This is a genomic window from Actinoallomurus rhizosphaericola (assembly GCF_024055675.1).
GTDB lineage: Bacteria > Actinomycetota > Actinomycetes > Streptosporangiales > Streptosporangiaceae > Actinoallomurus > Actinoallomurus soli.
The window spans coordinates 88,037-107,127 of record NZ_JAMXMW010000011.1 but is presented as its reverse complement, the minus strand read 5'-3'; the positions used below and the strand labels follow the sequence as shown (position 1 = coordinate 107,127).

Sequence of the window (19,091 nt, the reverse complement as noted above, 5' to 3'; positions counted from 1 at the left end):
TCGCTCCCGCCCAAGAAAGATCACGGCCGATTGCCAACTCTCGCCCGGAACGACGCGTCTCCTCTTTTACGGCAACTGTCAGTAAGGAGTCAGTCAGTGAGAATCCTCGCCACGGGCACCATCGCCATGGTGACCGTCGCCGCGACGGCCGGCCTCGCCTCGGCGGCGATCGCGGCCGCGCCGCGTCAGCCGGTGACGCCGGCCGGTGTACGGGCGGCCGTGAAACCGGCCACGCCCGGCGACTTCAACGGCGACGGCTACCGTGACCTGGCCATCGGCGCCCCGGACGCCAAGGTCGGTACCGCGACGAAGGCGGGTGCCGTCGCGGTGGCGTACGGGTCGAAGAACGGCCTGAGCACGGCGCGACGCCAGGTCATCAGCCAGAACAGCGCCGGGATCCCCGGCACCGCCGAGAAGGGCGACCATTTCGGCCAGCAGTTGGCCGTCGGCGATTTCAACCGGGACGGCTACTCCGACCTGGCGATCGGCGCGCCCGGCGAGGACATCGGCAAGAAGAAGGACGCCGGGTCGCTGACGATCGTGTTCGGGTCCAAGAAGGGCCTGTCGACCAAGGCCGTCGCGGTGGACGGTGTCGGTGGCAACACGCTCACCGCCGGCGACTTCGACAAGGACGGCCGTACGGACTTCGCGACCGCCGCGGTCAACGGCACGAAGATCTGGGTGATCCGGGGCACGACCTCCGCCACGCCGCGCGCGATCGGGATCAGCCCCGGCAAGGACGGCGAGGTCGACACGCTCGCCGCCGGCGACGTGACCGGGGACGGCTACGCCGACCTGGCCGTGAGCTGGTGGTGGGACGACCCGGCCGACCAGGGCACCACGAGCGTGATCGCCGGATCGGCCAAGGGCCTGGGCAAGAAGGTCGGCCCCACGATCGAGCTCGGCGACACGAACGACGTCGCCGTCGGCGACCTGAACAAGGACGGCCGCGCGGACGTCGTCATCGGCGGGTACGAGGGCGACGGGTACCGGGTCTACCCCGGCACCAGGAACGGGATGGACGAGGCGCACGGCACGACCTGGACCGAGGGCAGCGACCCGGTCGCGGTCGGGGACGTCAACGGCGACGGGTACGCCGACGTCGCGTCCGAGCTGTCGCCCGAGGACGGCGACGCCCTGGTGGCGACGCGTCTCGGCTCCGCGAAGGGTCTGTCCTCGAACGTTCGCACGATCACGGAGAAGAGCGTCGGCGTTTCGCCGAACCAGAACAACTGGTTCGGGAACTCGCTGGCCCTGACCGACGTGAACGGCGACGGCCGCGCCGAACTGATCACGGGGATCCCGGGGCTCGACGACTTCGCCGGGGCGGTGGCCGTGACACCCGGCACCGCCTCCGGGATCGACGCGTCCGGCACGAAGCTGATCAAGGCGAGCGCCTTCGGCCTCGGCGCCGGCGCCCACTTCGGTACGCTCCCCCGCTGATTGGAAGGACCAGGGGGCTCCCTGCGGGCCCTCTGGTTCCTCACGCCGAGGACCGGGATCGGCCGGCCGATGACGGCACCGATGTCCGCCGGCCGGCGTCAATATCGGTGATCATTGTCGGAACGTCGGCGGGCGAAGGGTGGTCAACGGCGGTGGGGTTGCCAGGCGCCGTGGGTGAGGCGCTCAGCCGGACACGGCTGTTCGGCGCGGTCGGGCACTTCCTGCGGTTGCCCGCGACGGGGACCGCCGTCCGCCGTGCGGCGGGAGACGCCGGCCACGTCGCCGAGCGAGCCCAGGGTTCGAGTCTGGCGAGTCTGCGCGCCACGTCCCGCCGCCTCTGGTCCCGGGTCACCACCAAGGACCCGATCGACGTGGCCACCGGCGAGGTGGTGCTGCGGCAGACGGACGTCGAACTGGCCGGCGTGCTCCCGCTCGTGCTGGAGCGGACCCACGTGTCGTCGTACCGGTCGGGTTCGCTCCTGGGGCCGTCCTGGGCCTCCACCTTGGACCAGCGGCTGACGGCCGACGCCTCGGGGATGACCTTCGCCGCCGAAGACGGCATGCTGCTCGTCTACCCTCCCCCGACCGCCGGCACGACGGTCTGGCCGCTGGAAGGGCCGCGCTGGCCGCTCTCTCCCGTACCCGGCGGCGGATACACCGTCGCCGATCCGCGGACCGGCGTCACTCGTCACTTCGCCGCGACGGATCCCGCGCGTCCCGGGAATCTCCCGCTGACGGCCGTCACGGACCGCAACGGCAACCGGATCACGCTGGTCTACGACGAAACGGCCGCCCTCACCGAGGTGCGGCACTCAGGCGGATACCGGATCGCCGTCGACATCGTGGACGGACGCATCAGGATGTTGCGCCTCCTGACCGAGGAGAGCGGCGATGACGCCGTCGACCTGGTGCGTTATGGCTATGACCAGGCCGGCCACCTCGCCGAGGTGATCGACTCGTCGGGCCGACCGCTCCGGTTCTCCTATGACGACGCCGGGCGGATGACCGGATGGCTCGACCGCAACGGCTCCTGGTACCGCTACACCTACGATGAGCAGGGGCGCGGTGTCCGCGGCGAGGGTTCGGGCGGCTTCCTGAACACCCGCGTCGAGTACGCCCCCGACGGCCGCCGTACCAGGGTGACCGACTCGCTCGGGAACGTCACCACTTACCACTTCAACGACCTCGGCCAGGTGATCGCCGAGGCCGATCCGCACGGGCACCGCACCGTTTCGGAGTGGGATCGCTACGACCGGCTCCTGGCCCGCACCGATCCGCTCGGCCACACGACGCGATACACCTACGACGAGGCGGGGAACGTCACCGCGATCCTCCGCCCGGACGGCCATCGGATCATCAGCCGCTACAACGAGCTGAACCTTCCCGTCACATTGGTGGAGGCGGACCGGGAGACGACCTGGCGGCAGGAGTACGACGAGCGCGGCAACCTCACCGCCGTCACCGACCCGCTCGGCCGCACCACCCGCCGCGCCTACGATCACCGCGGCCGCCTCACCGCGATCACGGACGCGGCCGGCGGCACCACTCGCGTGGTCCCGAACCCGGCCGGGCTCCCGATGGAGGTCACCGACCCCTCGGGCGCGCGCCTCCGGGTGGAGCGCGATGTCTTCGGCCTGGTTACCGCCGTCACCGACCCGGTCGGCGGGGTGACGCGGTACGGCTGGACCACCGAGGGACGACCGGCCTGGCGGGCCCTGCCCGGTGGTGCGGTCGAACGCTGGATCCATGACGGAGAGGGCAACGCGGTCGCCCATGTGGACCCCCTGGGCCGTACGACCCGGACCGAGTACACCCACTTCGATCTCCCGGTCGCGCGTACCGGACCGGACGGGGCACGTCTGGAGTTCGGCTACGACACGGAGGCGCGCCTCATCTCCGTCACCAACGCGCAGGGCCTGGTCTGGCGGTACGACTATGACGCCGCCGGACGGCTCGTGGGCGAGACGGACTTCAACGGGCGCCGCCTCACCTACGCGTACGACGCGGCCGGCCGGCTGGTCTCCCGGCTGGACCGGACCGGCGAGGCCGTCCGATTCACCCGGGACCCGCTCGGCCGGGTGACCGCCCGGACCGGCGACGGGGGCGTCGTCACCCTCGCGTACGACGCCGCCGGCCGCCTGATCCGCGCCGCCGGTCCGGACACGGAGGTGGTCTTCGGGCGAGACCGGCTCGGCCGGATCGTCGCCGAGACACGGGATGGCGCGACCGTCACCAGCACCTATGACGCACGCGGTCGGCGGATCCACCGTCGTACGCCGAGCGGCGCCGAATCCCAGTGGGCGTACGACTCCGCGGGCCGGCCGATCGGTCTGAGGACGGGCGCACTGACGCTCGGCTTCGGTTACGACCCCGCCGGGCGAGAGATCGAACGCCGGATCGGCGACGGCGTCCTGCTCGCTCAGCAGTGGGATCCGGACCACCGCCTGACCGCGCAGACCCTGTGGGCCGCACCCGGCGTCGGTCCGGCCGCCGCCACGCCGGAGCCCGGGACACCACCGGCGCCCTCCCTGCTGCAGCACCGCGCCTACGCCTACCGGGCCGACGGGTACCTCACGGGAATCTCCGACCAACGGGACGGTGTACGCGCGCTGGACCTCGATCCGGCGGGGCGCGTGACGGCCGTCCGGGCCACCGGCTGGTCTGAACGCTACGCCTACGACACGGCGGGAAACGTCACCCACGCGCTCTGGCCGGCCACGTCCGGGACCGCCCCGGCCGACGATGAGGCCTTCGGCGACCGGGAGTACTCGGGCACTCTGCTACGCCGGGCCGGGCGGGTCCACTACGAACACGACGTTCACGGTCGGGTGGTGTCGCGCCGCCACCGCACCCTGTCGGGCAAGGTCCGTACCTGGAGATTCACCTGGAACGGTGATGACAGGCTGAGATCCGTCATCACTCCGGAGGGCCGGGAGTGGCACTACCGGTACGACCCGCTCGGACGGCGCGTCGAGAAGCGGCTGGTCGGCCCCGACGGTGTGATCGAACGGACCGACTTCACCTGGGACGGCCCGGTCCTGGCGGAGCAGACCCGCACGGTGCGACGACCGGGCGGGCCGGCGCGCCGCACCATCACCTGGGAACACCGGCCGGGCACCTTCGAACCGCTCACCCAGACGGAGCGTTCGCCCGATCACGGGGCTCGCCGGGGACGGGTCGACGAGCGGTTCCACGCGATCATCACGGATCTGGTCGGCAGGCCCGCCGAGCTCGTCGACGCCTCCGGCCGGGTCATGCCTCAGCCCGCGACGAACCTCTGGGGAGCCGGCCTCGGGAACGACGCGAGGCCGTGCCCCCTCGGTTTTCCCGGGCAGTACCACGACCCCGAGACCGGCCTCGAGTACAACCACTGGCGCTACTACGACCCGGTCGGCGGCCGCTACCAGAGCGGCGACCCCCTCGGCATCACCCCGCAGCCGGACCCGCACGCGTACGTCCACAATCCGACCGCCGCCACCGATCCGCTGGGCCTCGCCCCGTACCTGCTCGAGAACAACAGGAGCATGTGGGAGCAGAACATGGAGATGAAGGCCGCGCGGGACCGGGGCCTCACCCCCGTGACCCTGCGGGAGGACGCGGGGATGGAGAGTCTCATCGCCGCGCTCCGCGGGGAGACCGAGTTCAAGTGGGCGGTCGTCCCCGGCGAGGGAGGGGCGCATGAGTTGCGCGTGATGCCCTTCAACTACGGCGCCGGCGGCTGGAACAGGGTGGAGATGGCGCACACGATCCTCGCGGGACCCGGTGGCCGCGTCTACGCCGCAGGTTCCGGATCCGTGCTGATGGAGGGATTCCCGGCGTCCATCAACCGGGCGAGCGGGCACTTCGAGCCGGGACCGGAGACGATGGGCATCGGCAGTGCCGCGTTCGAACGGGCGGGCATCGACGTCATCGTCTCGAACACCTACTGAGGTGGAGCATGAACACCCAATCGTCGCCTCTCCCGAGCACCGCCGAACTCACCGGGATGTCTCCGGCCCAGGTGGAGTGCGTCCTGGCCCGTTCCGACCTGGCGGACGCGCCCGCCGAGTGGTGGACGGTGCTGCTCTCCGTGTGCAACACCGGCCTGCTCGGCACCGAGTCCGGGAGTCCGGACGGCAGGACCTGGGGGGCGATCCTGCTGACGGCGCTCGGCGTCGCCCGGCGGGCCGGCGCCCTCGAGCCGGAACAGGCGCTGCAGCGGAGACTCATGGTGCAGGCCGCGATGTTGCACTACTTCGGGCCGTCGAAGCAGGACCCGGTCCTCGATCCGGAGCTGATGGTGACCGGGTTCCTCGACGACATCGGCAGATCCCGGGACGAGGTGCGGGAGGAGAGCCGGGAGCTGGAGCACGAGCTGCGGGTGCGCCGGGGCGATCCCGCCCTGCTGCCCAGGGCGTTCCGGATGAGGCGCGTGAAGGACGCCCTGGGCTCCCTGCGTCTCATCGCCGGCCATCTGACCGACGAGGATCTACGCCGGGAGGCGGAGGAGTGGTGGTCGCTGGCCGACCGTATTCCGTGACCGCCTCGAAGGCCGTACGTCACGGGTCCCCGGTCCGCCTCCTGCGGACCGGGGACCCGTGATCGATCGACGCCCGATCAGATGACCGGCTCGGTGAGGGTCTCCTCGGCCTGCTGCTTCGGGCTTCCGGGAGCCGAGCCGCGGAGCGGCACCTCGCGGACGAACCAGGCGAGGAGGAAGGCCGCGAAGGCGACGACCGCTCCCCCGATCAGCGTGCCGTGCAGGCCGTTGGTGACGCCGGACTTGAACGCCTCCTGCACCGGCACGGGCAGCGTGTGCAGCAGCGCCGGGGTCACGTGCGCGCCGCCCGACGAGATCCTGTGGGCGACCTGCGGGCCGAGCCGGTCGGAGATGGTGTGCTCCAGGCGGTTCGTGAAGATGGAGCCGAACAGCGCCACGCCGAGCGAGCCGCCCACCGTACGGAACAGGGTGACCGAGCCGCTCGCCGCGCCCATGTCCCGGAGCTCGGCGCTGTTCTGGGTGATCAGCATGGTGTTCTGCATGATGAAGCCCATGCCGAGACCGACGCCGGCGGTCAGCGCCGAGCTCACCGCCGTGCTGGTGTCGACCTTGAGCAGGAGCAGCACGAGCATGCCGACGGTCATCACCGCGCCGCCGATGATCGGGTAGAGCTTGTAGCGGCCGTTGCGGGCGATCAGCTGACCGGTGGTCAGCATGACGACCAGCATGCCGAACATCAGCGGCAGGAGCAGCAGGCCGCTCGCCGTCGCGGAGGCGCCCTGGACGTCCTGCATGTACTGCGGGAGGAAGTTCACCGCGCCGAACATGGCGGCGCCCACGAGGAAGCTCAGGATCTGCGCGACCGTGAAGTTCTTGTTGCGGAACAGCCGCGGCGGCAGGATCGGCTCGGCGGCGCGGGCCTCGGCGAGCACGAACAGCACCAGGGTGACGACCGCCACGACCGCCAGCCCGATGATCTCCCAGGAGGCCCAGGGGTACTCGGTGCCGCCCCAGCTCGCGACCAGGGTGAGGGAGACGACGCCGACGGTCAGCAGGAACGCCCCGAGGAAGTCGATCTTCGCCTTGATGTGCGGGGTGTGCAGGCGCATGCCGACACCGGTGACCAGCAGGGCGAGCGCGCCGAGCGGCACGTTGACGTAGAAGGTCCAGCGCCAGCTCAGGTGGTCGGTGAGGAACCCGCCGATCAGCGGGCCGCCGACGAAGGCGATGGGCATCATCCCGCCGATGATCGCCTGGAACCGGCCGCGCTCGCGCGGCGGGACCAGGTCACCGATGATCGCGAAGGCGCCGACCATGAGGCCGCCGGCGCCGAGGCCCTGCAGCGCGCGGAACCCGATGAGCTGGCCCATGCTCTGCGACAGCCCGGACAGCATGGAGCCCGCGAGGAAGACGACGATGGACGCCATGAACATGCCCTTGCGGCCGTACAGGTCGCCGAGCTTGCCCCAGATCGGCGTCGCGGCCGCGGTGGCGAGAGTGTAGGCGGTGACGACCCAGGCGAGGTGGCTGAGACCGCCGAGGTCGCCGACGATCGTCGGCAGCGCCGTGCCGACGATCAGGTTGTCGAGCATCGCGAGGAACATGCCGAGCATCAGGCCGATGATCGCGATGTAGATGGATCGCGTGCTTCTCGGCTCCGCCGCGCCTGGTGGCGCTGACTCCGCCGTGTTCGTCCCCGCCATCGGTAACCTCTCTCTGTGGCCGACTGCTTACTTGTCGACCGGCTAGTTTCTTTACCTGCCGTACGGTAAGTTAGGAACTAGCCGGTCGTCAAGTTAGTTTGGTTTGGACGGAGTCTCATCATGGGCGAACCCCGCGGCGACACCCGGGCGCGGATCCAGGCGGTTGCGCTGGAGCTGTTCGCCGAACACGGATACGAGAAGACCTCCCTACGGGAGATCGCCGAGCGGCTGCACGTCACCAAGGCGGCGCTGTACTACCACTTCAAGACCAAAGAGGACATCATCGTCAGCCTGTTCGACGACGCCCTCGCCAGGCTCGACGACCTCATCGCCTGGGGTCAGGCCCAGCCGCCGACCGTGGAGACGCGGCAGGAGATCGTGCGCCGCTACGCCGACCACCTGTACACCTCGGCGCCCGGAATCATGCGCTTCGCGCACGAGAACCAGACCACCATGCGCGAACTGGCGGTCGGCGAGAAGCTCAAGTGCCGGGTCAGGGCCCTCATCGAGCTGCTCGCCGACCGGAAGGCCCCGCTCACCGAGCAGCTCAAGTCGGCGATGGCGATCTTCGGGCTGAACATCGCGCTCTTCGCCTTCGACGACTACGACATCACCGACGAGCAGCGCCGCACGACGGGCCTCGCCGTCGCGATGGAGATGATCGGAACGCCTCAGAGCACCGACAGATAGCGGCGGCGCTCGTACTCGGTGACCTGGCGGCGGTAGTCCTCCCACTCCGCGCGCTTGTTGCGCAGGAAGAAGTCGAACACGTGCTCGCCGAGGACCTCGGCGACCAGCTCGCTGCGCTCCATGGCGGTGATGGCCTCGTCCAGGCTCTGCGGCAGCGGCTCGATGCCCATCGCACGGCGCTCGGCCGCGGTCAGCGCCCACACGTCGTCCTCGGCGCCCGGCGGGAGCTCGTAGCCCTGCTCGATGCCCCGCAGGCCTGCGCCCAGGATCGCGGCGAAGGCGAGGTAGGGGTTGCAGGCGGTGTCCGGCGCGCGGAACTCGATGCGGGTCGCGTGCCCCTTCTGCGGCTTGTACATCGGCACGCGCACCAGCGCGGAGCGGTTGTTGTGGCCCCAGCAGATGTACGGCGGGGCCTCGCCGCCGGCCCCGGCGGACGCGCCGACGCCGCCCCACAGGCGCTTGTAGGAGTTGACCCACTGGTTGGTGACCGCGGTGATCTCGGCGGCGTGCCGGAGCAGGCCGGCGATGAACGCGCGCCCGACCTTGGAGAGCTGGTACTCGGCGCCCGGCTCGTAGAAGGCGTTGCGGTCGCCCTCGAACAGCGACATGTGGGTGTGCATGCCCGAGCCCGGGTACTCGGTGAAGGGCTTCGGCATGAAGGAGGCGTGCACCTCCTGCTCGAGCGCGACCTCCTTCATCACCAGGCGGAACGTCATGATGTTGTCGGCCGTGGTGAGCGCGTCGGCGTAGCGCAGGTCGATCTCCTGCTGGCCCGGGCCGCCCTCGTGGTGGCTGAACTCGACGGAGATGCCCATCGACTCCAGCATCATGATGGCGTTGCGCCGGAAGTCGTGCGCGGCGCGGTGCGGCGTGTGGTCGAAGTAGCCGCCGAGGTCGACCGGCGTCGGCTCGCTGCCGTCGTCCGGCGCCTTGCCGAGCAGGTAGAACTCCAGCTCGGGGTGGGTGTAGAAGGTGAACCCGAGGTCGGCCGCGCGGCCCAGAGTGCGCTTGAGGACGTAACGCGGGTCCGCGAAGCTCGGCGAGCCGTCCGGCATGAGGATGTCGCAGAACATCCGGGCGGTGCCCGGCGACTCCGCCCGCCACGGCAGCACCTGGAACGTCGACGGATCCGGCTTGGCGAGCATGTCGGCCTCATACACGCGAGCGAACCCCTCGACGGCCGAGCCGTCGAATCCGATGCCCTCGGCGAACGCCTGCTCCAGCTCGGCGGGGGCCACCGCGACGGACTTGAGGAATCCGAGCACGTCGGTGAACCACAGCCGGATGAAGCGGATGTCGCGCTCCTCGAGCGTGCGGAGCACGAACTCCTGCTGACGGTCCAAAACCGATCCCCTTTGTGACCTTCGAACGACAACTCTGGCGTTCTATCAGTGTGCCGCGCCCATGTTTCGGTCACGTTACAAGGTCGCGACCTGTGAACGCTCCCCGAGGACACCTCCCGACCTCTGCGCCCGAGGCAGGCCTCATCGGGCGCTCTGGCGAGCGGCATGCTCGGCAAAGGGCGTCCCGGCGCGGCACTTCCGGCATTCGCCCGGGCAGGACTCGGCCATCACCGAGCATCCGGCGCGTTCGTTCCCCGAGTCGATGCGCGCGAGCCCCTGGTTTGCCGTGCTTTGACCCGCCGTACACGGCTCTTCCGGACGGAGTTCAACCTCCGGACGGGCGCCGCACCCTGAACGTCCGCTTCCCGCCCCTAGATGTAGGTATGGCCGATCTCCGGCCCTCATCAAAGGAGTGTCATTGAGGAAACGCCTTATCGCCGGTGCGCTCGGCGGGCTCGCCGCGGCGGCGGTCGTCGTGCCGATGACCGCACAGGCCGCCCCTGCGACGCCCGCGGCCCGGCACGTGCTGCTGCTGAGCATCGACGGCCTGCACCAGTCCGACCTGGTCCGCTACGCGGCCGCGCACCCGAAGTCCGCCCTCGCCGGGCTGCTGCGGCGCGGCACGTCGTACGCGAACGCCTCGACCACCAGCCCGTCCGACTCCTTCCCCGGCCTGCTGTCGATGGTGACCGGCGGCACGCCGCGTAGCACCGGCGTCTACTACGACGACAGCTACGACCGCTCCCTGGCCGCCCCCGGGTCGAACTGCACGACCAAGGGCACCGAGGTCCTGTACGACGAGACCATCGACCGCGACTCGACGAAGGTGGACGGTGGCGGCGGCCTCGACCCGGCGAAGTTCCCCCGCGACCCGGCGAAGGGCTGCGCGCCGGTCGCCCCGCATTCCTACCTGCGGGTCAACACCATCTTCGAGGTGGTCAAGAAGGCCGGTCTGCGCACCGCCTGGAGCGACAAGCACCTCGCCTACGACCTCGTCAACGGCCCGTCCGGCAAGGGCGTCGACGACCTCTACACGCCCGAGGTCGCCTCGGTGCCGGCGTCCGGCACCGCGGGCAACGACGACCTGAAGGTCACCGGGATCGTCCACGAGATCGACGGGTACGACCACACCGGCGCCCACCGCGCGGCGGTACCGGCGGTCTTCGGCATGAACTTCCAGGCCGTCAGCGTGGCCCAGAAGGACCCGGCCGGTGGCTACCAGGCCGGCGGCACGCCCGGCCCCGAGCTCGCCGAGGCGCTCGACCACACCGACGCCTCGATCGGCCGCATGGTCACCGAACTGGGGCGTCAGCACCTGCTCGGCTCGACCGACGTCATCGTGACCGCGAAGCACGGCCAGTCGCCGATCGACAAGAGCAAGCTGAAGATCGTTGGCAAGGACGTCCTGCCCGGCATCGTCAACGCGGTCAAGCCGGGGCTCGTCGCCCAGGCGACGCAGGACGACGGGGCGCTGCTCTGGCTGACCGACCAGTCCAAGGCACCCGCCGCCGCGGCGGCGCTGCGCAAGCAGGCGGCCAAGGCCGGGATCGCCAAGGTGCTCGTCGGCAAGGACATCGTCCGGCGATTCGGCGACCCGCGCCGTGACCCCCGGGTGCCCGACCTCGTCGTGATCACCAAGCCCGGCGTCGTCTACACCAAGCCGGGCAGCAAGATCGCCGAGCACGGTGGTTTCAACCCGGAGGACACGCACGTCGCTCTGGTCACCGCGGGCCCGGGGTTCCGGAACGGAACGATCGCCCGGCAGGTGCGCACGACGCAGATCGCGCCGAGCATCCTGACGCTGCTCGGCCTCCGGCCCGACGCCTTGCGGTCCGTGCGCATCGAGGGCACCAGCCCGCTGCCCCGTTGACGCCCGCCTGAGACCGGCCGTCCTCCCGGCGGGAACGTCGGCGGTGAGGCGCGGGAGCAGCCGATGCTCCCACGCGTCACCGCCTGCTCGCTTACGCTTCCTCGACCTCGGCGGCGGCCGGGTCGAGCACGCGGGACAGGAACCTGCGCGTGCGATCGTGCGTCGGGTCGCCGATGACCTTCGACGGCGGCCCCTCCTCGACGATGACGCCGCCGTCCATGAAGACGACCCGGTCGGCGACCTCGCGGGCGAAGCTCATCTCGTGCGTGACGACCAGCATCGTCATGCCCTCGATGGCCAGCCTGCGCATGACGCCGAGCACGTCGCCGACGAGCTCGGGGTCGAGCGCGGAGGTCGGCTCGTCGAAGAGCATGACGTCCGGGCCCATGGCCAGCGCGCGGGCGATGGCGACCCGCTGCTGCTGGCCGCCGGACAGCTGCGCGGGGTAGGCGTCCACCTTGTCGGCCAGCCCGACGCGGGTGAGGTTGTCGCGCGCGATCCGGTCGGCCTCGTCCGCGGAGCGCCGCAGCACCTTGCGCTGGGCGATGGTGACGTTGCCGAGCACCGACAGGTGCGGGAACAGGTTGAACTGCTGGAACACCATGCCGACGCGGCGGCGCGCCGCGTCGATGTCCACGTCCGGGTCGGTCAGCTCCACGCCGCCGACGTACACCTGCCCGGCGGTGGGCTCCTCCAGGAGGTTGACGCAGCGCAGGAGCGTGGACTTGCCGGACCCGGACGGCCCGATGATGCACACGACCTCGCCGCGCGCGACCTCGAAGTCGATGCCGCGCAGCACCTCCAGGTCCCCGAACGCCTTCTGCAGCCCGGCGACCTGGACCGCCGCGGTGGTGTTCACGGTCGTCACCGCTGCCCCCTCTTCTGCCGGGCCTCCAGCCGCCGCGCCAGGTGGCCGAGCGGGATGGTGATGATGAGGTAGCAGAGGGCGGCGACGATGATCGGCGTGGTGTTGCCCTGCTGGCCGGTCACGTCCTGGGCGAGCTTGGACAGCTCCCGCTGCTGCAGCGTGACGCCCAGGTACAGCGCCAGGGACGAGTCCTTGAACAGCAGGACCAGTTCGTTGGTCAGCGGCGGGATCACGATGCGCAGCGCCTGCGGGATGACGATCGAGCGCATCGCGCGCCCGTGCGACATGCCGAGCGTGCGCGCCGCCTCCATCTGGCCGCGCGGCACGGCCTCGATGCCGGCCCGGATCGTCTCGGCCATGTACGCCGCCGAGACCGCTCCCAGGGCGAGGGCGGCCTGGCCGTACACGCCGCCGGGGAAGTTGACCCCCGGGAAGGCGAGCGGGACGCCGGTGCCCACGAAGATGAAGATGAGCAGCGCGGGCAGTCCGCGGAACACCTCGATGTAGGCGATGGCGAACCAGCGGTACGGCGGCACCGACGACAGCCGCATCAGCGCCAGCACCAGGCCGGCCGCCAGGCCGAGCGCGAACCCGGTGACCGTGAACAGCAGGGTGTTGCGCAGCGCGACCGTGATGATGTCGGGGAACAGCGTCTTGGCGACCCGCCATTCGGCGAAGTTGGTCTTGAGCGCCCCCCAGTTCGCCAGGGACACGACCAGCACGACGGCGACGATGAAGATGCCGTACTCGCCGCCCAGGATCATCCGGCGGCGCTGCCTGCGGGTCAGCCGCGGCGCCGCCTCCGCGTGTTCAGTCATTGCGGCCTCTCGGATCGGTCAGGACCGGGCTCAGGCGTTCGCGGGCATCGGGCCGATCCACTTCTCGTAGATCTTCTTGTAGTCGCCGTCCTGGCGCGCCTCGTCGATCGTCTGGTTGATCAGCGCGAGCAGCTTGGGGTTCTTGCCCTTGCGGACGGCGAAGCCGTACTGCTCACCGGTGTTGAGGCTGGCCGCGACGCCGTACGCGGAGTTCGCCGGGTCCTTCAGCCAGCCCTGCACGACCGGGTAGTCCTCGATGATCACGTCGACCTGGCCGCTGCGCAGCCCGTTGAGGAGGCTGGCGGAGTCCTTGAAGGACTTCGAGTCGATGCCCTTGGAGTGGACGTAGTCCTCACCGGTGGTGCTCGCCTGGGAGCCGACCTTGAGCTTCTTGGCCTTGACGTCGTCCAGCGACGCGTAGGTCACGCCCTTCTTGGCCATGAGCGCCTGAGTCGCGTTGAAGTACGGCTTGGTGAAGTCGATGTACTTCGCCCGCTCCGGCTTGATCGTCATGCCCGCGGCGGCGACGTCGCACTTGCCGGCGTTCAGTGCGGTCCCCGACTTGATCGTCTCGAACGGGGTGTCGACGACCTGCTGGGTCACGCCGAGCTTCTTGGCGACCAGGTCGATGATGTCCACGTCGAAGCCGACGACCTTGCCGCCCTGCGCCGACTGGAACGGCGGGTACGGCAGGTGGGTGCAGGTGGTCAGCTTGCCCTTCTTCACCAGCTTGGCGCCCTGGACCGTCGCTCCGCCGCCTCCGCCACCGCAGGCGGTGAGGGCGAGGGCGGCCGCGCAGAGCCCGGCGGTGGCGGCGGCGAGCCGACGACTGATAGCCACAATTCCTCCATAACCAGGACAAATAACTGTCCGACTATGTCATATCGCTCGCCACCTGCGGAAACGTCAGCGGGTCACGACTTGATCAAAGCAAGGAAGCGAGCCGCCACCGGCCCGGCCACCTGCCCGCCGTCCCCGCCGTGGAGGACGAAGACGGCGAAGGCCAGATCGCCCCGGTAGCCGATGAACCACGCGTGCGTATGGCCTTGGGCATCATATTCGGCCGTCCCCGTCTTGCCCGCCGTGCCCGCCGGAAGTCCGGCGTGGGCCGCGGTGCCCCGGGTGGCGACCGCGCGCATCATCGACCGCAGCCCCCCGACGACCGAGGACGGCAGCGGCCGGGCCGTTCCCGCGTGCACGAGATGCGCGGGGACCATCCTCGGCGGCCGGTACGAGCCGTCGGCCACGGCCGCGGCGACGACCGCCATGGCGAGCGGGGTCGCCTGGACCCTGCCCTGCCCGATCGACGCCTCGGCCAGCCCGTTGTCGCCGCCCGGGTCCAGGAAGTCACCGGAGTACGCCGTGTCGGTCCCCGTGTCGAAGTGCGCGCCGAAGCCGAACGCCGTGGCGCTCTGCCGGATCCGGTCCGTTCCCGCCGCCACCCCGAGCTTCGCGAACGTCGTGTTGCAGGACTCCGCGAACGCGTCGGCGAGCGGGACCCGGCCGAGCGCCAGCCCGCCGTGGTTGTGGATCGTGCGCTGCCCGGCGACCGTCACGGCCGGGCAGTCGACCGCGCTCGCCGGCGTCATCCCGCCGTCCAGCAGCGCCGCCGCGACGACCACCTTGAACGTCGACCCCGGCGGATACAGCCCCTGGAACGCGCTCTCGGCGTCGGGCAGCCGGTCGGAGACCGCCACGATCTCCCCCGTCGAGGGGCGGATCGCGACGAGTGCGGCCGACGCCGATCCCACGGCCGCGTCGGCGGCGGCCTGCGCGCGCCGGTCGATGGTCGTACGGACGGGTTCCGCGCCATGACCGGGGAAGACCTTCAGCTGCCGCGCCGGCCGTCCCGGGTTCCGGACCTGCACCACCCAGCCGGGGACGCCGTCATCCTCGCCGTACCGTCCGCCGACGTCGGCGAGGTACGGCTGGGCGCCGCTGTCGTCGGGCAGGGGCCGGCCGTCCGCGGCGACCGGCGCTCCCGACGCGGCGTCGGACCGGGTCAGGGCCAACGCGCCGCCGTCGACCAGGGCGGGGTGCAGCGTGGCCGGCGACCACAGGACCCGCCACGCGCCGTCGCGGCGCGCGAGCCGGAGGGTCGCGCGGAAGCTCCAGTCGCCGACTCCGGTCAGGTGCCGGGTGACGCCGTAGTCGACGGACGCCTCGTCGCCCTGCCGTACGAGCCGGCCGGGGGTGAAGTCCACCGCGTCGACGCGCAGCGCATGGGACAGGGCGCGGTGCCGGTCGGCGAAGTCTCCGGGCGGGTCGTCGACGAGCCGCCGCATCGCCGAGAAGTCCCCGTAGCTCCAGGCGCGGAAGTAGGCGCGCGAGGCCTCCTCCGGCGTCGCCGGACCGCTCGGTCCTCGTAAGGCGGCGCACGAGAACGCGGCCGCCGCCACCAGGATGATCAGGCCGGCCGCGATGACGGCCACTCTGCGCATCGGACTCCCCCATCGGCGACCTCTAAGTCGATCATGGTCTCCGACGCGGCGACGACGGCATGGCCGATTCCGGCCGCCGGCTCATCCCGGCTATGTCACGCGGTGGTCTGGGGCGGCATCGGGCCCATCCAGCGCTCGTACGTCCGCCGGTAGGTGCCGTCCCGCCGGATCTGCGCGATGACGTCGTCGATCAGCCGCAGCAGCGCCGGGTTGTGGCCCTTGCGCACGGCGAAGCCGTACTTCTCGTGGGTGAGCATCCCCGGGACGAGCGTGAAGTCCGCGTTGGCCTCGTCGGTGAGCCAGTAGCGCACGACCGGATCGTCCTGGACGAGCGCGTCGACCTGACCGGTGCGCAGCGCGTCCAGCTCCGTCGTGGCGTTCTCATAGCCCTTCGTCTGCCATCCCCGGCGGCGCGCGTACGCCTGCCCCGTCGTGCCGACGACCACACCGACCCGCGGCCCGTTCGGCCCCAGGGCGTCCGGGGTGATCCGCGCGTCACGGCGGGCCATCAGCACCTGCCCGGAGTCGAAGTACGGCCGGGAGAAGTCGATCACGGCGGCCCGCCGCGGGTCGATGGTCGTGCCGGCGGCCGCCACGTCGCAGGCCGCGACCGCGAACACCTCGCCCGAGGTGATGGCGGTGAACCGCGTGTCGACGATCTTCTGCCGCACGCCCAGCCGCCGGGCCACCAGGTCGATCAGGTCCACGTCGAAGCCGACCACCGCCCTGCCCCGCTGGAACTGGAACGGGGCGTACGGCAGGTGCGTGCAGGTGGTGAGCCTGCCGCGGGCGACCAGGTGGACGCCCCGCACGGTCTGACCGGGCGGCGCGCACCCGGCGAACAGGCAGGCGGCCACCGCCGTCGCGGGCACGGCGCACGCCCGGGAGAGAGTGAACAGGTGCACGGTGCCTCCGAGGGGGGTACGACGCTCCATCCGTCCCACTCACTCGGAAGAGTCAACCAGTTGCGCACCGTCACGTCCATGCCGATCGCGCCATCCGCTCCCGCGGCGCGTCATCGCGGGCCGTCGCCCGCGACGTCTCCCCCGCCACCGCCATCGAGCGCGTCACCATGGGCCGCGCCGCCCGCCTCCGCGAGCGCGTCGCCGGCCGCCGTGCGCGAGTACAGGACGCGCCTGCCGACCCGGTGGCCGGTCACCAGACCGCAGGCGCGCAGGACGCCCAGGTGCTGGCTGATCGCACCGGGGGTCACCGCCAGGCGCCTGGCGAGCTCCGTCGTCGACGCCGGGACCGTCAGCGCGAGCAGCAGCGACGCGCGACGCCGCCCGATCAGTGCCGCGAGGGCGTCCGGAGGCGCCGCCGGAGCGGTCTCCCACAACGTCGCGACGCCGTACGCCGGGTAGCTCAGCATCGGCTGGTACGGCGGGGTCATCACCGAGACGGCCGGCCAGACGAACGCGCTCGGCACCAGCACCAGCCCGCGCCCGGCCAGCGGACCGCGATGGTGCCACCGGCGCTGGACGGCGAGCCGGTCACCGTGCCAGCGCACCGCCTCGTGCAGGCCGGCGAACAGCCCCTCCGCCCCGCGCTCGGTCATGGCGCGGGACCGCCGGAGCACGTCGGCCTCCAGCAGCGCCCGCATCCTCGGCCAAGAGTCCTCCAGCGCCGCCTCCCAGTAGGCCGCGATCAGGTCCGCCACCTGGGCGAGGGCGCGCTCGGGCTCCTCCGCCATCGCCCGGCGCCGCGCGCGCAACGACGCCGGCTCCACGGCCCGCCTCCCGACGTCCCGGATCTCCACGGCGACCCGGCCGGGGGGCGTGGCCCGCACCCGCGCCAGTTCGGCGGCGAAGTCCGGGAGCGGGGACGCCGGAGGCGGGGTCAGGAAGTCGGGCATGTACCCGTCCGCGGGGACGAGCGCGTGCAACGGCGTCAGGTCGAGCCCCCGCAGCCGGGGCCGTACGGCGCGCACCCACGGCAGATGCAACGCGCGCCGGGACGGGTCGGCCAGCACGCGCAGGCTGTGCATGAGCTCCCAGAGGGGCGAGAACGCGAACCGGACGCGCGCGACGTCGTCCGGGGCGAAGAGGAATTCGATCATCAGGCTTCGATCATTCAGGCACCGCTAAAAGAGTTCCAGCCGGGCGCCGGTGTTGTCGACCATTCCGCCATGACCTCCGTCGACGAGAAGCCCGCTCCGCCGCCCACCCGGCTCCCCGCGTTCCTGCACACGCGGGTCGGTGGCCTGCCGCCGGGCTTCTGGGCGCTGTGGACCGGCAGCTTCGTCAACCGGCTCGGCACGATGGTCGAGCCGTTCCTCGCCTTCTATCTCACGGGGGTGCGCGGCCTGTCGGCCGGCGCGACCGGGCTCGTGCTCGCGCTGTTCGGCCTCGGCTCGATCATCTCCCAGGTCGTCGGCGGAGTGCTCGCCGACCGGGTCGGGCGGCGGGCCACGCTGACCGGCGGGATGCTGGCCACCGCCGCCGCGATGCTCGCGCTCGGGTACACGACCGCGACCCCGGTCCTGATCGTGCTGGTGTTCGTGCTCGGCCTGACGATCGACGCGTTCCGCCCGGCCTCGCAGGCGCTGCTGGCCGACCTGGTCGGGCCCGCCGAGCGGACCCGCGCGTTCGGCCTGCTGTTCTGGGCGATCAACCTGGGCTTCGCGGTCGCGATGGTGCTCGGCGGGACGCTGTCGCGCGCCGGCTTCTCCTGGCTGTTCTGGATCGACGCGGCCACGTCCGTGATGTGCGGTCTCCTGGTCTGGCGGGCGGTGCCCGAGACCCGCGGCCGGCGCGCGGAGCGCGAACCCGGCGGGCTCGTGGACGTCCTCCGGGACCGCGTCGCCGTCGCCTCGGTGCTGGTCGTCCTCTGCTACGGCATCGTCTACATGCAGTCCTACTCGACGCTCCCGCTGGCGATGCGGCACGCGGGGCTCCCGCCGTCGGCGTACGGCTTCGCGATGGCCCTCAACGGCATCGGGATCGTCGTCGTCCAGCCGCTGCTCGGCGCCTGGCTCGGCCGCCGTGACCACAGCCGGGTCCTGGCTGCGGGCATGGCCGTGGTCGGGGCCGGGTTCGGGCTGACCGCGTTCGCGTCGTCGGCCTGGGCGTTCGGGGCGACGGTCCTGGTGTGGACGCTGGGCGAGGTCCTCTTCGCGGCGGTGTCCACCGCGATCATCGCGGACCTGGCGCCCGCGCACCTGCGGGGGCGCTACAGCGGGCTGTACGGCACGGCGTTCGCGGCCGCGTCCCTGCTCGGCCCGCCGCTCGGCGGCGGGCTGCTCGGTCTGGCCCCCTGGTCGCCGTGGCTCGCCTGCGCCGTCCTGTGCGGGGTCGCCGCCTGCGGCGCGCTCGCGCTCGGCCCCGCGGTCCGGCGGCGACGGGCCCTGATGCCGTGAAGACGGGACGACACAGGCCCGGCGCCGTAGGAGAGACGACAGGCCCCGGCACCGTAGGCGGGGCGACGGGCGCCGGC

General features: G+C 71.5%; 14 protein-coding genes. 6 read left to right on the top strand and 8 right to left on the bottom strand.

The annotated features are described in order from the left end of the window. Positions 1-96: 96 nt before the first annotated feature. From NE234_RS24060 to NE234_RS24050, 3 genes are all read left to right on the top strand, one after another. On the top strand, positions 97-1,443 hold the full coding sequence (locus NE234_RS24060) for an FG-GAP-like repeat-containing protein (RefSeq protein ID WP_252782784.1): 1,347 nt from the start codon (positions 97-99) through the stop codon (positions 1,441-1,443). 152 nt (positions 1,444-1,595) lie between these two features. Continuing rightward, positions 1,596-5,372, top strand: coding sequence for a DUF6531 domain-containing protein (locus NE234_RS24055; protein ID WP_252782782.1), 3,777 nt, complete (start codon positions 1,596-1,598; stop codon positions 5,370-5,372). An 8-nt stretch (positions 5,373-5,380) separates the two neighbouring features. Then, positions 5,381-5,962, top strand: a complete 582-nt coding sequence (locus tag NE234_RS24050) for a hypothetical protein (RefSeq protein WP_252782781.1) — start codon at positions 5,381-5,383, stop codon at positions 5,960-5,962. A gap of 77 nt (positions 5,963-6,039) precedes the next feature. Here NE234_RS24050 and NE234_RS24045 read toward each other — a convergent pair whose 3' ends face one another. Further along, positions 6,040-7,626, bottom strand: a complete 1,587-nt coding sequence (locus NE234_RS24045) for an MDR family MFS transporter (RefSeq protein ID WP_406567058.1) — start codon at positions 7,624-7,626, stop codon at positions 6,040-6,042. Positions 7,627-7,746: 120 nt separating this feature from the next. Here NE234_RS24045 and NE234_RS24040 point away from each other — a divergent pair, with 120 nt between their 5' ends. Continuing rightward, entirely contained in the window at positions 7,747-8,316 is a 570-nt protein-coding gene (locus tag NE234_RS24040; RefSeq protein WP_252782777.1) for a TetR/AcrR family transcriptional regulator, read from the top strand. Here NE234_RS24040 and NE234_RS24035 read toward each other — a convergent pair. Continuing rightward, the gene (locus NE234_RS24035) at positions 8,298-9,659 is read right to left on the bottom strand and encodes a glutamine synthetase family protein (RefSeq protein WP_252782775.1); all 1,362 of its coding nucleotides are present in this window, start codon (positions 9,657-9,659) and stop codon (positions 8,298-8,300) included. The two genes, NE234_RS24040 and NE234_RS24035, sit on opposite strands and share 19 nt — an antisense overlap. Before the next feature lie 418 nt (positions 9,660-10,077). Between NE234_RS24035 and NE234_RS24030 the strand changes: the two genes are divergently transcribed. Beyond that, entirely contained in the window at positions 10,078-11,529 is a 1,452-nt protein-coding gene (locus NE234_RS24030) for an alkaline phosphatase family protein (protein WP_252782773.1), read from the top strand. A gap of 91 nt (positions 11,530-11,620) precedes the next feature. Here the strand turns inward: NE234_RS24030 and NE234_RS24025 are convergent, their stop codons facing one another. The 6 genes from NE234_RS24025 to NE234_RS24000 form a co-directional block, all read right to left on the bottom strand. Further along, complete coding sequence (locus NE234_RS24025) at positions 11,621-12,397, bottom strand: amino acid ABC transporter ATP-binding protein (protein ID WP_308206919.1); 777 nt, start codon at positions 12,395-12,397, stop codon at positions 11,621-11,623. Then, on the bottom strand, positions 12,394-13,215 hold the full coding sequence (locus tag NE234_RS24020) for an amino acid ABC transporter permease (RefSeq protein ID WP_252782772.1): 822 nt from the start codon (positions 13,213-13,215) through the stop codon (positions 12,394-12,396). The genes NE234_RS24025 and NE234_RS24020 overlap by 4 nt, the downstream gene beginning before the upstream one ends. 30 nt (positions 13,216-13,245) lie before the next feature. Further along, complete coding sequence (locus NE234_RS24015; protein ID WP_252782770.1) at positions 13,246-14,055, bottom strand: ABC transporter substrate-binding protein; 810 nt, start codon at positions 14,053-14,055, stop codon at positions 13,246-13,248. Positions 14,056-14,129: 74 nt separating this feature from the next. Continuing rightward, positions 14,130-15,656 carry a penicillin-binding transpeptidase domain-containing protein gene (locus tag NE234_RS24010; RefSeq protein ID WP_252782767.1) on the bottom strand — a complete coding sequence of 509 codons (1,527 nt, stop codon included), beginning with the start codon at positions 15,654-15,656 and terminating at the stop codon, positions 14,130-14,132. 95 nt (positions 15,657-15,751) lie between these two features. Beyond that, entirely contained in the window at positions 15,752-16,591 is an 840-nt protein-coding gene (locus NE234_RS24005) for an ABC transporter substrate-binding protein (RefSeq protein WP_252782765.1), read from the bottom strand. Positions 16,592-16,671: 80 nt separating this feature from the next. Continuing rightward, entirely contained in the window at positions 16,672-17,715 is a 1,044-nt protein-coding gene (locus NE234_RS24000) for a DUF5937 family protein (RefSeq protein WP_252782764.1), read from the bottom strand. A gap of 69 nt (positions 17,716-17,784) precedes the next feature. Between NE234_RS24000 and NE234_RS23995 the strand changes: the two genes are divergently transcribed. Continuing rightward, positions 17,785-19,014 carry an MDR family MFS transporter gene (locus NE234_RS23995; protein ID WP_252782762.1) on the top strand — a complete coding sequence of 410 codons (1,230 nt, stop codon included), beginning with the start codon at positions 17,785-17,787 and terminating at the stop codon, positions 19,012-19,014. The last annotated feature ends 77 nt before the right edge of the window (positions 19,015-19,091 follow it).